This window comes from Streptomyces nitrosporeus (assembly GCF_008704555.1).
Classification (GTDB): Bacteria; Actinomycetota; Actinomycetes; order Streptomycetales; family Streptomycetaceae; genus Streptomyces; species Streptomyces nitrosporeus.
The window spans coordinates 2,284,549-2,297,477 of record NZ_CP023702.1 but is presented as its reverse complement, the minus strand read 5'-3'; the positions used below and the strand labels follow the sequence as shown (position 1 = coordinate 2,297,477).

General features: G+C 73.6%; 14 protein-coding genes and 1 pseudogene. 7 read left to right on the top strand and 8 right to left on the bottom strand.

The annotated features are described in order from the left end of the window. Positions 1–180: 180 nt before the first annotated feature. The gene (gene mce / locus CP967_RS09860; RefSeq protein ID WP_150487612.1) at positions 181–609 is read right to left on the bottom strand and encodes a methylmalonyl-CoA epimerase; all 429 of its coding nucleotides are present in this window, start codon (positions 607–609) and stop codon (positions 181–183) included. Positions 610–744: 135 nt separating this feature from the next. Here mce and CP967_RS09855 point away from each other — a divergent pair, with 135 nt between their 5' ends. The 3 genes and pseudogenes from CP967_RS09855 to CP967_RS09845 all read left to right on the top strand — a co-directional run bounded on the left by CP967_RS09855 (position 745) and on the right by CP967_RS09845 (position 3,417). After that, positions 745–1,947, top strand: a complete 1,203-nt coding sequence (locus tag CP967_RS09855; protein WP_150487611.1) for an acetyl-CoA C-acetyltransferase — start codon at positions 745–747, stop codon at positions 1,945–1,947. 30 nt (positions 1,948–1,977) lie between these two features. Then, positions 1,978–2,931: pseudogene (gene meaB, locus CP967_RS09850) on the top strand (methylmalonyl Co-A mutase-associated GTPase MeaB); the annotation flags it as partial. A gap of 129 nt (positions 2,932–3,060) precedes the next feature. Next, complete coding sequence (locus CP967_RS09845) at positions 3,061–3,417, top strand: hypothetical protein (RefSeq protein ID WP_150487610.1); 357 nt, start codon at positions 3,061–3,063, stop codon at positions 3,415–3,417. 129 nt (positions 3,418–3,546) lie between these two features. Here the strand turns inward: CP967_RS09845 and CP967_RS09840 are convergent, their stop codons facing one another. Together CP967_RS09840 and CP967_RS09835 are read right to left on the bottom strand one after the other, a co-directional pair. After that, entirely contained in the window at positions 3,547–5,265 is a 1,719-nt protein-coding gene (locus CP967_RS09840) for an ABC-F family ATP-binding cassette domain-containing protein (protein ID WP_150487609.1), read from the bottom strand. A 205-nt stretch (positions 5,266–5,470) separates the two neighbouring features. Next, positions 5,471–6,145, bottom strand: a complete 675-nt coding sequence (locus CP967_RS09835; RefSeq protein WP_150487608.1) for a PepSY domain-containing protein — start codon at positions 6,143–6,145, stop codon at positions 5,471–5,473. A gap of 117 nt (positions 6,146–6,262) precedes the next feature. Here CP967_RS09835 and CP967_RS09830 point away from each other — a divergent pair, with 117 nt between their 5' ends. Beyond that, complete coding sequence (locus CP967_RS09830; protein WP_150487607.1) at positions 6,263–6,925, top strand: response regulator transcription factor; 663 nt, start codon at positions 6,263–6,265, stop codon at positions 6,923–6,925. After that, positions 6,922–8,403 carry a sensor histidine kinase gene (locus tag CP967_RS09825; RefSeq protein ID WP_150487606.1) on the top strand — a complete coding sequence of 494 codons (1,482 nt, stop codon included), beginning with the start codon at positions 6,922–6,924 and terminating at the stop codon, positions 8,401–8,403. The genes CP967_RS09830 and CP967_RS09825 overlap by 4 nt, the downstream gene beginning before the upstream one ends. Before the next feature lie 20 nt (positions 8,404–8,423). Here the strand turns inward: CP967_RS09825 and CP967_RS09820 are convergent, their stop codons facing one another. The 4 genes from CP967_RS09820 to CP967_RS09805 all read right to left on the bottom strand — a co-directional run bounded on the left by CP967_RS09820 (position 8,424) and on the right by CP967_RS09805 (position 11,032). Beyond that, entirely contained in the window at positions 8,424–8,900 is a 477-nt protein-coding gene (locus CP967_RS09820) for a MarR family winged helix-turn-helix transcriptional regulator (RefSeq protein ID WP_150487605.1), read from the bottom strand. Between the two features lie 97 nt (positions 8,901–8,997). Further along, positions 8,998–9,753, bottom strand: a complete 756-nt coding sequence (locus CP967_RS09815; RefSeq protein ID WP_150487604.1) for an AIM24 family protein — start codon at positions 9,751–9,753, stop codon at positions 8,998–9,000. Beyond that, complete coding sequence (locus CP967_RS09810) at positions 9,750–10,400, bottom strand: AIM24 family protein (RefSeq protein WP_150487603.1); 651 nt, start codon at positions 10,398–10,400, stop codon at positions 9,750–9,752. Before CP967_RS09810 ends, CP967_RS09815 begins: the two co-directional genes overlap by 4 nt. After that, the gene (locus CP967_RS09805; RefSeq protein ID WP_150491773.1) at positions 10,400–11,032 is read right to left on the bottom strand and encodes an AIM24 family protein; all 633 of its coding nucleotides are present in this window, start codon (positions 11,030–11,032) and stop codon (positions 10,400–10,402) included. Before CP967_RS09805 ends, CP967_RS09810 begins: the two co-directional genes overlap by 1 nt. 220 nt (positions 11,033–11,252) lie before the next feature. Between CP967_RS09805 and CP967_RS09800 the strand changes: the two genes are divergently transcribed. Further along, positions 11,253–11,603: a DUF3817 domain-containing protein gene (locus tag CP967_RS09800; protein ID WP_150487602.1), complete on the top strand. Its 351-nt coding sequence runs from the start codon at positions 11,253–11,255 to the stop codon at positions 11,601–11,603. Next, positions 11,600–11,893, top strand: coding sequence for an MTH1187 family thiamine-binding protein (locus CP967_RS09795; protein WP_150487601.1), 294 nt, complete (start codon positions 11,600–11,602; stop codon positions 11,891–11,893). Before CP967_RS09800 ends, CP967_RS09795 begins: the two co-directional genes overlap by 4 nt. Before the next feature lie 48 nt (positions 11,894–11,941). On the opposite strand, the gene CP967_RS09790 is transcribed toward CP967_RS09795, so the two are convergent. Beyond that, complete coding sequence (locus CP967_RS09790; RefSeq protein ID WP_150487600.1) at positions 11,942–12,928, bottom strand: ArsR/SmtB family transcription factor; 987 nt, start codon at positions 12,926–12,928, stop codon at positions 11,942–11,944. Position 12,929: the final 1 nt, after the last annotated feature.

The window sequence follows — 12,929 nt, the reverse complement described above, 5'->3', positions numbered from 1 at the left end:
CAGGGGATGCCCCACTGAGCAGGGGAGGCCCCGACCCTGGTCGCAATTCTCCACACAAGGACCGCCCGCCGGCGAACGGTCCCCCGGGGAATGGTGACAGATCAACGGCGGGGACGCGGAACGGCCCCGGCCCGGCCCCGGCCCGGAACCGCCTACTCTACCGGGCCGGGAATCCTCAGGTCAGTGATCCGTCCGGGACGTGACCAGTTCGGTCAGCACACCGTGGCAGTCCTTGGGGTGCAGGAAGGTGATCCTGGAGCCCATGGAACCGGTCCTGGGCTCGTCGTACAGCACCCGGACGCCCTTCCCGCGGATGTCCGCGGCGTCCTGGTCCACGTCCGCCGTACCGAACGCGATGTGGTGGACGCCCTCGCCGTTCTTCGCCAGCCACTTGCCCACGGCGGAGTCCTCGCGGGTCGGCTCCAGCAGCTGGAGGTAGGAGGCCCCGCCGTCCGAGGTGCCGTTGATCCTGAGCATGGCCTCCCGGACGCCCTGCTCCTCGTTGACCTCGGAGTGGTACACCTCGAATCCGTAGGTCGCGCGGTAGAACTCCACTGTCCTGTCCAGGTCGAAACAGGCGATTCCGATGTGGTCGATTCGCGTCAGCATGGAACCAGTGCAGCGCCCGCGAGTTGGTTACGCAACGTGCGCGCCGTCACACCCACAGCCGGATGACTCGGGCAGTACCGCTCAGTACATTCGGGTAAACCCTCGTTCACAACCGATCCCAAGGGGCTGCGCCTCATGTCAGGAACGACCGGTACCACCTCAGTGATCGTCGCGGGCGCCCGGACGCCCATGGGCCGTCTCCTCGGCTCGCTGAAGAGCTTCTCCGGCGCCGACCTCGGAGGCGTGGCCATCAAGGCCGCGCTGGACCGGGCCGGCATCGGCGGCGACCAGGTCCAGTACGTGATCATGGGGCAGGTGCTCCAGGCCGGGGCGGGGCAGATCCCGGCACGCCAGGCGGCCGTCAAGGCCGGCATCCCGATGAACGTCCCCGCGCTGACGGTCAACAAGGTCTGCCTCTCCGGCCTCGACGCCATCGCGCTCGCCGACCAGCTGATCCGCGCCGGTGAGTTCGACATCGTGGTCGCCGGCGGCCAGGAGTCGATGACCAACGCCCCGCACCTGCTGCCGAAGTCCCGCGAGGGCCACAAGTACGGCGCGATCGAGATGCTCGACTCCATGGCGTACGACGGCCTGACCGACGCCTACGAGAACATCCCCATGGGCGAGTCCACCGAGAAGCACAACACCCGCCTCGGACTGGACCGCGCCGCCCAGGACGAGATCGGCGCCCTGTCCCACCAGCGGGCCGCCGCCGCGCAGAAGAACGGCATCTTCGAGGCCGAGATCACCCCGGTCGAGATCCCCCAGCGCAAGGGCGACCCGGTCCTCTTCTCCAAGGACGAGGGCATCCGCCCCGAGACGACCGCCGAGTCGCTCGGCAAGCTGCGTCCGGCCTTCGCCAAGGACGGCACGATCACCGCGGGCACCTCCTCGCAGATCTCCGACGGTGCCGCCGCCGTCGTCGTCATGAGCAAGGCGAAGGCCGAGGCGCTGGGCCTGGACTGGATCGCCGAGATCGGCGCCCACGGCAACGTGGCCGGCCCGGACAACTCGCTCCAGTCGCAGCCCTCCAACGCCATCCGGCACGCCCTCGCCAAGGAGGGCATCGGTGTCGAGGACCTCGACCTCATCGAGATCAACGAGGCGTTCGCGGCCGTCGCCGTCCAGTCGATGAAGGACCTCGGCGTCACGCCCGACAAGGTCAACGTGAACGGCGGCGCGATCGCGCTCGGCCACCCGATCGGGATGTCCGGCGCCCGTGTGGTGCTGCACCTGGCGCTGGAGCTGAAGCGGCGCGGCGGCGGCACCGGCGCGGCGGCGCTGTGCGGAGGCGGCGGTCAGGGCGACGCGCTGATCCTCCGCGTCCCCGGCAAGTAGTCCCGTACGTACCGAGTGAGGAGACCGAGCGTGAAGGTGGACGTCCCGTCCCTGGTCGAGCAGGCACGCCAGGGCAGGCCGCGTGCGGTGGCCCGGCTCATCTCCCTGGTGGAGGGGGCCTCGCCCCAGCTGCGTGAGGTGATGGCGGCCCTGGCACCGCTCGCCGGGCACGCCTACGTCGTCGGGCTGACCGGTTCCCCGGGGGTCGGCAAGTCCACCTCCACCTCGGCCCTGGTCTCCGCGTACCGCAGGGCCGGCAAGCGGGTCGGGGTGCTGGCCGTGGACCCGTCCTCGCCGTTCTCCGGGGGCGCGCTCCTCGGCGACCGGGTCCGGATGTCGGACCACGCCTCCGACCCGGGCGTCTACATCCGCTCGATGGCCACCCGCGGCCACCTCGGCGGGCTCGCCTGGTCGGCCCCGCAGGCGATCCGGGTCCTGGACGCGGCGGGCTGCGACGTGGTCCTGGTGGAGACGGTGGGGGTCGGCCAGTCCGAGGTGGAGATCGCCTCGCAGGCCGACACCTCGGTGGTGCTCCTGGCCCCGGGCATGGGCGACGGCATCCAGGCGGCGAAGGCCGGGATCCTGGAGATCGGCGACGTGTACGTGGTCAACAAGGCCGACCGCGACGGGGCCGACGCCACCGCCCGGGAGCTCAACCACATGCTGGGCCTGGGGGAGTCCCGGGGGCCCGGCGACTGGCGCCCGCCGATCGTGAAGACGGTCGCCGCCCGGGGCGAGGGCGTCGACGAGGTCGTCGAGGCGCTGGAGAAGCACCGGGCGTGGATGGAGGAGCACGGCGTCCTGGCCGGGCGGCGTACCGCCCGCGCGGCCCGGGAGGTCGAGACGATCGCCGTCACCGCCCTCCGGGAGCGGATCGCCGACCTGCACGGCGACCGCCGGCTGGACGCGCTCGCCGAACGCATCACGGCCGGCCGCCTCGACCCGTACGCCGCCGCCGACGAGCTGGTGGCCGGGCTGACCGGCGACCAGGGCCCGGCGTCCGGGGACGGGGATCCGGTGCCCGGGGACGAGGACCGCGCCCCGGCCGGGAACGGAGGCCGCGCGTCCGGGAACTGACGGCCCGCGGGCGGCGTGCGGGCCGCCCGGGGCCGGGTGACGGCGTGTCCCGCGCCTCCCGTCCGGGGAGGTGCGGGACACGCCGTCCGTGCGTCCGGAGGGGGCGGGGAGGCCGGGCCGGGCGACGCCGGGGGCCGGGCCCTGCCCGTCCTCGGCGGCGACCGGCCGGGCGGCACCTTCCTGCGCGCCCGCCCGGACACCGCCACCCGGCTGCTGGTGGCCCACCCGGAGGCCGACGCCTGCGAGACCGGCGAGATCCGCGACGACCCACGCGTCACCCTGCTCCCGGCGGGGCACCTGACCCCGCGCGGAGCCTGCGGAGCCGTGCCGGGGGCCGGGTGGCGGGCCCGGACGGGACGCGGCGCGCGGTCGCGGCGGACGCGGTCCGCCTGAGCCCGGGCAGCGCGCCCGCCGCCCCGCCCGGCGGCCTCCTGCGCGGGCCGGACGGACACCGCCCGCCGGACGGCCGGCACCCCCGTGTGCCGGCGGCGGGCGCCCCGCGGCCGGCCCGGTACCAGCGGATCATGACCGCGACGGGCCCGGGTGCCGAGGCGGCGCCGCGGGCGCACCACGCCCTCCGGTGACGGCGGGCAGCTCCAGCCGGGGGCCGTCGAAGCGTTCGCGCAGGAGCCGGTCGTGCGTCACCACGACGAGCGTGGCGGTGCATGGGGCCAGGGCCGCCTCGATCTCCTCCACCAGGGCGGGGGCCAGGTGGTTCGTCGGCTCGTCGAGCAGCAGCAGATCGAGGGGGCCGGCCGTCACCAGGCGGGCCAGTTCGAGCTTGCGGCGCTGCCCGGCGGACAGCTCCCGTACGGGGACCGCGAGGTCGGCGGCGCGGAACAGGCCGAGCGCGAGGAGGGCGTCGGCGTGCTCGTCAAACGGCCCCGCCCGGCCGGCCGCGAACGCCGTGAGGAGCGCGCGGGTGTCGGAGGCGGCCCCGGGGGCGCTCTGCTGACGGAGGAATCCGACCCGGCGAGGCCGGCGTACGACACCGGCGTCAGGCGCCAGCTCACCGGCCAGCAGCTGGAGGAGGGTGGTCTTGCCGGCGCCGTTGGGGCCGGTCACGAGGAGACGGCCGCCCGGGGCCAGCCGCAGGGACGGTACGTACAGCCGCCCTTCGACCAGGGCGTCCTCCAGGTACACCGCGGCCGGTGGTTCCCCGGCGGGCGGCGGGCCGTCGACGCGGCCCGTGAAGCGCAGGGGCCGCGGGGGCGGCGGGACGGGGTGGTCCGTGAGCCGTCGCAGCTGCCGGTGCGCGTTGCGGATGCGGCTCTGCGCGCCGTGGGACCGGGAACGCGCGCGGAAGGCGCCGGCGCCGCTGAACGCCCGCGGCCCCTTGCGGGGGATCTCGGCCAGCAGTCCGATACCGGAGTCGGCGAGGCGCTCCTGCCGGGCGACCTCGTCGCGCCACCGCTCGTGCTCCCACGCCCACCGGGCCCGGGCCGCGGCCTTGGCGGTGAGGAAGCCGGCGTACCCGTTCCCGTAGCGCCGCACCGTGTGCCGGTCGTGGTCCACCTCCAGGATCGTGCCGGTGACGTGCTCCAGGAACGCGCGGTCGTGCGTCGCCACGACGACCGTGCCCCGGTGGTGGCGGAGGCGCCCTTCGAGCCAGGCCACGGCCTCGTCGTCCAGATCGTTGGTCGGCTCGTCGAGCAGCAGGAGTTCGGGTGACGAGGCCAGGACCGCGGCGAGCGCGAGCCGGGAGCGCTGCCCTCCGGAGAGGGTGCCCAGCGGCCGGTCCCGGTCCAGCGGGGCGCGCTCACCGAGCCGGCGCAGGCCCACCTCGACCCGCCGGTCGGCGTCGTGCCCGCCCCGCGCCTCGAACGCGGCCACCAGGGCGGCGTAGTGCTCGGACCCCGCGGTGCCGGTGGTGCCCAGCGCGGCCCCGGCGGCACGGACACGGCGCTCCAGGGCGCGCAGTTCGCCCAGTACGTGATCCACGGCATCGCCCACGCGTGCCGAGTCGGGCAGGTCGAGGGTCTGGCCGAGGTGGGCGGTGCCGCCCGGCGCGGTGACGGTCAGGCTGCCGCCGCCGACGGGTTCCCGCCCTGCCAGCAGCCGCAGGAGGGTGGACTTTCCGGAGCCGTTGTCCCCGACGATCCCGGCCTTCTCGCCCGGTCCGACGGTGAGGGAGACACGGTCCAGCACCAGACGGTCGCCGTAGCGCTTGGTCACCTCGGCCAGGGCGATCTGCGAGGTGGCGGGGGAGGGGGCGGTGGTCTTGGCGGGAGCAGGGTGCAAGGGCGGTCCTTCGCTGGGTGGTCAGGGCGGTGCGGCCGGCGGCGGGGACATCCGCCGCCGGCCGCGTCCGCAAACTTAGACGAGACGTTGCGTCTCGTCAAGCCCTCTCTGGGTGTCCGCCACCGCGGACGCCGAGCCGCGCCAGGAGCCCGGTCCCACGGACCCCGGGACGGGCGCCGGTGCCCGCCCCGGCCGCCTCCCGCGGTCAGTCGTCGTCGCGGTCCACCGTGACGGCGGCCGTCCCGGCGTCCACCCGCAGCTCGTGCTCCCGGCCGTCGTCGCCGGTGATCTCGATCTCCCAGCGCGGGGTGCCGCCCCCGGCGCGGTCGTCGTCATCGTCGTCGTCCAGGTCCACCGAGGTCACCGTGCCCGGCTCGGACCTCAGTGCCGCGTTCACGGCCGTGACCAGCGTGACGGACGCCGAGCGGGGCGCGTGGCGGTCGCGGTCGTCGTTGTCGTCGTCGCGGGTGGAGAGCACCTTCGCGTTCGCCGCGTCGACCGTCACGTCGTGCCAGACCTTGTCCTTGCCGTAGACGTCGAACTCCCAGACCCGCCGGCCGTCGTCCCGGCCGTCGTCATCGTCGCCGTCGTCCTCCAGTTCGGCCTCGGTGGCCGTGCCGGGGACCGCCTTCAGGGCCGCCGCGAGTGCCCGGTCGAGGGAGACGGGCCGGTCGTCCGCGGCGCGCCCGGCCTCCGCCCGGCCGTCCGCCTGGTCGTCCGTGTCCGCCCGGTCGTCCGTCCGGTCGTCCGCCCGGTCCTCGTTGCGCTCCGTGCGCTCGTGGCCCCGGCCGTCGTCGTCGGCGAACGCGGCGGTCGCGGCGATCCCGCCGCCGACGAGAACGGCGGCGGCGACGGCGGCGGCTGCGATCCTGTGCTTCATGGTCTCTCCCCGATGTGGTGGGTGGAACGCGACGGGAACCACCCTGCCGGGCCGATGCTGAACGCAGCCTGAAGCCGCCTGAAGGAGCCTTCAGGTTCCGCCTGCCACCCTGTGGGTATGCGCCTGTTGATCGTGGAGGACGAGAAGCGGCTCGCGGTGTCCCTGGCGAAGGGGCTCACCGCCGAGGGTTTCGCCGTGGACGTCGTCCACGACGGCCTGGAGGGACTGCACCTGGCCGGACAGGGCGGGTACGACCTGGTCGTCCTGGACATCATGCTGCCCGGCATGAACGGCTACCGGGTCTGCGCGGCCCTGCGCGCCGCGGGCCACGAGGTGCCCATCCTCATGCTGACGGCGAAGGACGGGGAGTACGACGAGGCCGAGGGCCTGGACACCGGCGCCGACGACTACCTGACCAAGCCGTTCTCCTACGTCGTGCTCGTCGCCCGTGTCCGGGCCCTGCTGCGCCGCAGGAGCCGCGGGTCCGCCTCCCCGGTGCTCACCGTCGGCCCGCTGCGGCTGGACACCGCCGCGCGGCGGGTGCACCGGGGCGAGGACGAGATCACCCTCACCGCCAAGGAGTTCGCCGTGCTGGAGCAGCTCGCCCTGCGGGCCGGCGAGGTGGTCAGCAAGGCGGACATCCTGGAGCACGTCTGGGACTTCGCCTACGACGGCGACCCGAACATCGTCGAGGTCTACGTCAGCACCCTGCGCCGCAAGCTGGGCGCCGCCTCCATCGTCACGGTCCGGGGCGCCGGCTACCGGCTGGAGACGCGATGAGGTCGGTACGGGCCAGGGCCGCCCTCGGCGCCACCCTGGTCGTCGCCGTCGCCCTGGTCGCCGCCGGGCTCGCCGTGATCCTGGTGCTCCGGGGCAACCTGACCGACCGGGCGGACCTGGAGGCGGAGGTCGCGGCGCGGGAGGTCGCCGGACAGCTCGCCCTGGACGTGCCGTACCCGGACCTCGACCTCGGCGACGAGGACACGCACCCGGTCCGGGTCACCGACGAGGACGGGCGGGTGGTGGCGGTCTCCGACGACCTGGAGGCGATCACCGGCGCCGGTTCGTCACAGGTCGTCCCCGACCCGTCGGCGATCGCCCCCGGGGGCGGCGAGGACGGCAGGGGCGGGAGCGTCGGCGAGGACGATGACGACGAAGCCGGTGACGACGGTGACGACGGCCGGGACCGGCCGGCCCGGGGCGAGGTGTCGTCCGACGAGCCGGACGTCACCGACGGCACGGCCACCGTCGACGGCGACCGGGCCGACTACCGGTTCGCCACCGTCGAGGCGACCACCTCCGAGGGCGTCACCCTGACCGTCCAGGCCGGCGCCCCGCTCGCCGCCGAGCAGGAAGCCGTGCGGTCCGTACGCGACGCGATGCTGGCCGGGCTGCCGGCCCTGCTCCTCCTGGTGGCCGCGGTGACCTGGCTGGTGACCCGCCGGGCCCTGCGGCCCGTCGAGGGCATCCGCGGTGAGCTGGCCGCGATCACCGCGTCCCAGGACCTCCGCCGCCGGGTGCCGGAGCCCGGATCGCGCGACGAGATCGCCCGGCTGGCCCGTACGACCAACGAGACCCTGACCGCGCTGGAGGAGTCCGTGGAGCGGCAGCGGCGCTTCGTCGCGGACGCCTCGCACGAACTGCGCAGCCCGATCGCCTCCCTGCGCACCCAGCTGGAGGTGGGGGCGGCCCATCCGGAACTGCTGGACGTGGACGGCGCGGTCGCCGACACCGTACGGCTCCAGGCGCTCGCCGCCGATCTGCTGCTGCTGGCCCGGCTGGACGCGGGGGAGCGGCCGGCGCGCGCGGTGCTCGACCTGGGCGCCCTGGTCCGGGAGGAGGTGTCGCAGCGGACCTGTGACCGGATCCCGGTCACGGTGTCCGTGGCGGAGGGGGAGGTGCTGGAGGCCGGCGGTTCGCGCGGGCAGCTGGCCCGGGTGATCGGCAATCTCCTGGACAACGCCGGGCGCCACGCGGAGAGTTCGGTCACCGTCGAGGTGACCGCCGGCCGTGGCCGCGTCCGGGTGGCCGTCGCGGACGACGGCACGGGGGTGCCCGAGGACGAGCGCGAGCGGATCTTCGAGCGGTTCGTCCGGCTGGACGACGCCCGCAGCCGCGACGACGGAGGGGCCGGGCTCGGCCTCGCCATCGCCCGCGACGTCGCCACCCGCCACGGCGGCACGCTCACCGTGGGCACCGCGCCCGGGGGCGGTGCCGTCTTCACCCTGGAGCTGCCCGCCGCGTCCACGGCGGCCTGACCCGCCGCACCGGGCCGGTCCTACGGCTTGCCGCGCTCCCCGCGCAGGTGGTCCGCGATCGGGGTCAGCGCCGCGTGCAGGTCCGCGAGGGCCTCCGGCGTCAGCAGGTCCATGAAGTGCCTGCGCACCGACTCGACATGGTGCGGTGCGACCTCGCGCATCGTCCCGGCGCCGAGGTCGGTGAGGACCGCGTACAGCCCGCGCCGGTCCGACTCGCAGTGTTCGCGGCGCACCAGGCCCGCGGTCTCCATGCGGGTGATCTGGTGGGAGAGCCTGCTCTTGGACTGCAGGGTGGCGGTGGCCAGATCGCTCATCCGCATGCGCTGGTCGTCCGACTCCGAGAGGTTGACCAGGATCTCGTAGTCGTTCATGGTCAGCCCGAAGGGCTGGAGATCCTTCTCCAGCTGGTGGGTCAGCAGCCTGCTGACGTCCAGATGGGTACGCCAGGCGTACTGCTCCGCTTCGGTCAGCCAGCGGGTGGCCGTCTCGGTTTCCATGGATGCATTCTACCTAAGAAGTTGAAAGCCGGACGAAGTAGGAGTGTGTGACGCCGCGCACGCGCCGGCGCGTGCGTCACACTGCGCAGAGTATCGCTTACGGACCGAAGCGCCTCTGGAGGTCCCCCAGCCGCCCCGGGACGGTACCGGGCTGAGGCGAACCGCCGGGCACCCCGGGCTGGTTGGGGGTCGCGCCGGTGGTCTGCTCGGCCATCAGTGCTTCCGTGGACTGGAGCAGCACCGTGCCCGCGCCCACGAACTCGAACTGGTGCTCCTCGCCGGAGGTGCCCCCGAACCCGGTCAGCGAGCGCAGCCCGCCCAGCACCCCCGTCATGTAGCCGTGGTCGTAGTGGTGGCAGGGCGAGGGGCAGTCCGCCCAGCCCACCAGGGCCTGCGGATCGACCCGGAGCGGCGGTTCCATGAAGACCACCGGCCCGTTGGACGCGGCCACGAACTTCCCCGTACCGATCAGGGTCAGGAAGCCCGGCACGATCGACTGCTTCAGGGCCAGCGTCGGCTGGTACGCCAGCAGGCTGCCGGACCGGATCGTGAGGTTCCCGTCCTCCAGGTCGAAGGAGTTGACGTCGAACGCCCGGTCCGCGAGCAGCATCTTGCCGCTGCCCTCGGCCACCACCCAGTCGCTCGCGTGCAGCGGGGAGTGGAAGCTGGTGCGGATCAGCCGGTCGAAGCGGCCGTGCCCGATGCCGTTGAAGTCGATCCGCCCGTAGTAGGCGATCATCTTCCCCTTCTGCAGGAACCACTGGCTCCCCTTGAGCTCCACGCAGAAGGTGTACGCGTTGACGTTGTCGTCCGACGGGAGCGTCGCCGGGTCGAAGATCACGGGAGTGCTCACAGCTTTTCCTCCGACGCCTGTACGTACACCGCGCCGTTGCCGCTGAGCTCCAGCTGGAACGCCTCGCCGGAGCCGCGTCCCACCATGTCCCGCCAGCCGAGCGCGGTGGACAGCTTGTTGGTGACCTGCCCGTGGTGGGCGACGTAGGCCTGCGGGTCCACGTGCACCGGGCGGCCCTGCGTGATCGGCAGCTCGATCACACCGCCGTGCGCCATCACCGCCACCGCGCCGTGACCCGTCAGGGTCGTGGTGAACAAACCCTGCCCGGTCACCTGGCCGCGCACCATGCCCATCACCCCGCCCTGCGAGCCCATGAACAGGGTGCCCTGCTGGAGCGAGCCGTCGAAGGCGAGCAGCCGGTCGGCCTCGACGTACAGGGTGTCGCCGGACAGGCCGATCACCTGGATGTGGTGGCCGCCGTGGCCGAACATCACCGTGCCGCTGCCCTCGACCGTCATCAGCGGGGCCGCCTCACCCGCCACCCGCCGGCCGATCATCGCGGCCGGACCGCCCTGGCCGCCCTGGATGCTCGGGGTGAAGGACACCTCGCCGCGGTACGCCAGCATGGCGCCCCGCCGGCTGAACATCCTCTGGCCGGGGGCCACCGTGGCCTCGACCATCTTCGAGTTGATCTCGCGGAACGGCATCAGACGTCACCCCCGAGGGTGTTCCGCTCGCTGGGCTGGACGTAGACCAGGCCGTCGCCCTCGAAGCGGATCTGGAAGGCCTCGCCCGACCCCTCGCCGATGAACGTACGGAAGTTGACCCCGGACTGGAAGTGCTGCTGGAGACTGCCCTGATGGGCGATGTAGGCGCCCGGGTCCACCTGGAGCGGGTACTGCGGGGTGACCCGCAGCACCACGGCCGTGCCGTCCGACATGATCGCGGCCCGGCCGGTGCCCTCGACGGTGGTGGTGAACAGGCCGTTGCCGCTCGCCTGTCCGCGCATGCCGGTGAACGTCGTCCCGGTACGCAGCCCGGCGTCCGCCGCGAGCAGGTTGCTCGCCTCGACGTACAGCTTGTCGCCGTGCAGGGTGACGAGGCTGATCTCGCTCGCCCGGTCCGCGAAATAGCAGGTGCCCTCCCCGCGCACCTCCATCACCGTCATCTGCTCACCCGTCAGTCTGCGGGTCACCATGCCCCGCAGGCCCTCACCGCCGCCGGTCATCTTCTTGAAGGCCATCCGGCCGTCGTACGCGACCATCGAGCCGTTCTTCGCCTTCACCGCGTCGCCCGTCAGATCGACGGCGAGCGTCTTGCTCCCCTGGAGCCGGAACATCGCCACACTCCGACGGTAGCCGCAGGCCCGTCCGCCGGACAGGGTCCGAGGGCCGCGCCGTGCCCGGGAACGGCGCGGGCGCGGCCCTGAAATGCACGGATACGTCCGGCCGGGGCGGAAGCGGGCCCCCCGGCCGTCGGTGCCGTGCGCCGATGCCACAATGGGCATGCTTGTGCCTGCGTTCACAAGCCGTTACGCCCCTCCCACCGAAGGTGCCCTCGTGGACATCAAGACCGCTTCCGCCCTGCACCGGCTGCGCCTCATCTCGCTTCCCGAGGCGCTGTCCTTCCCGGCGCTGCTCATCTTCGGCTCGCTGCTCATGCGGGTCTCCGACATCGACTTCCTGATGCCGCCCCTCGGCGCGCTGCACGGCCTCCTCTTCACGATCTACGTGATCTTCCTGATCGACGTGTGGGTCAAGGCCAAGTGGCCGCTCAAGCGCGTCGCCCTGTTCTTCCTGCTCGCCGTCGTGCCCTTCGGCGGCCTCTACGGCGAGAAGCTGCTGAAGAAGTACGAGGCCGACGGCGTCATCGCCGCCCGCGCCCGCGCCGAGGGCACGGTGAACGCGTGATCGTCGCCTTCTCCGTCAGCCCGCTCGGCGTCGGCGAGGACGTCGGGGAGTACGTGGCCGACGCGGTCCGCGTGGTCCGCGCGTCGGGGCTGCCCAACCGCACGGACGCGATGTTCACCTCGCTCGAAGGTGAGTGGGACGAGGTGATGGCGGTGGTCAAACAGGCCGTCGCCGCCGTCGAGGCCCGGGCCGGCCGGGTCTCCCTCGTCCTCAAGGCGGACATCCGGCCGGGGGTCACCGACGGACTGACCGCCAAGGTCGAGACGGTGGAGCGCCACCTGGCGCGGTGACCGCTCCGGATCCGGGGCCCCGTGGACCCGCGTGCGTACGCGGCCCGTTCACGGGGCCCCTGCCGTCAGCGCGATGCCCAGCGGGGTGCGCTCGTACAGCACCTGGTGGCCGTACCGGCGCGAGGTGAGCAGGCCCGCGGCGCGCAGCACCGACAGGTGCTCCGACACGGAGGAGGGCGCGAGCGAGAGCCGGTGCGCCAGCGCCGTCGTCCCGGCCGGTTCGCCGAGCGCGCACAGCACGTCGGCGCGGCCCCGCCCGAGCAGCCGGGCCAGCGCGTCGGGGGTGCGGTCCGCGGCCTTTGCCCAGAGCCCGCCGATACCGCGGGCCGGGTAGATCACCGCGGGCAGCCAGGGCGGCTCGTACCCTCCGACGACATCCGGCCAGACGAAGACGCTGGGCATCAGGATCAGCCCCTCCCCGCCGAGCACCCGGGTGTGGTTCCCGCGCGTGCCGGTGACGGTGAGCGTCGAACCGGTCCAGCGCAGCTGCGGACTCAGCTCACCCAGCAGCCGCTCGAAACCGGCCTCGGCCAGACGCCGCGAGTGGTAGGCGATATCGGCCTCCAGCAGGGCGCGCAGCCGCGGCCAGTGCGGTTCGACCATCAGCCGCCAGGCCTGTTCCAGCAGATCCGCCAGCTCCTGGACCGTCCGTGCCGGGTCGTCCAGCATCCGCCGCCCGGCGGGCGAGCCGAGGCCGCCGGGCATGTCGGCGAGGGCCAGGGCCATGTCCTGCCGGGCCACCGCCGGATCGACCGCGCGGACGGCGGCGATCTCCTCCCCGAAGGTGGCCAGCGGGCCGATCGGCGGCGGACAGAGGAAGTCGGGATTGTGCCCGCCCTCGGGCATCAGCCGCCACAGCGGCGTCAGGTCCAGCCCGGCGGCGGCCTCCCCGACGCGGCGCAGCCACGGCAGGTGGTACCCGTGCCGCCCGGGCCGGGCGAGGGTGCGTACGGCTTCCTGCGTCTCCCAGAGAGGGGAGAGCGCGAAGCGGCAGCGGAGCAGGTCGCTCTCGCCGAAATGCAGGTGGAAGGGCACG

Excerpts from the sequence above, each read along its gene's own strand:
- CP967_RS09830 (WP_150487607.1), top strand. The coding sequence starts at position 6,263 with ATGCGCCTGTTGATCGTGGAGGACGAGAAGCGGCTCGCGGTGTCCCTG.
- CP967_RS09825 (WP_150487606.1), top strand. The coding sequence starts at position 6,922 with ATGAGGTCGGTACGGGCCAGGGCCGCCCTCGGCGCCACCCTGGTCGTC.
- CP967_RS09835 (WP_150487608.1), bottom strand. The coding sequence starts at position 6,145 with ATGAAGCACAGGATCGCAGCCGCCGCCGTCGCCGCCGCCGTTCTCGTC.
- CP967_RS09820 (WP_150487605.1), bottom strand. The coding sequence starts at position 8,900 with ATGGAAACCGAGACGGCCACCCGCTGGCTGACCGAAGCGGAGCAGTAC.
- CP967_RS09855 (WP_150487611.1), top strand. The coding sequence starts at position 745 with ATGTCAGGAACGACCGGTACCACCTCAGTGATCGTCGCGGGCGCCCGG.
- CP967_RS09805 (WP_150491773.1), bottom strand. The coding sequence starts at position 11,032 with ATGTTCCGGCTCCAGGGGAGCAAGACGCTCGCCGTCGATCTGACGGGC.
- mce (WP_150487612.1), bottom strand. The coding sequence starts at position 609 with ATGCTGACGCGAATCGACCACATCGGAATCGCCTGTTTCGACCTGGAC.
- CP967_RS09810 (WP_150487603.1), bottom strand. The coding sequence starts at position 10,400 with ATGCCGTTCCGCGAGATCAACTCGAAGATGGTCGAGGCCACGGTGGCC.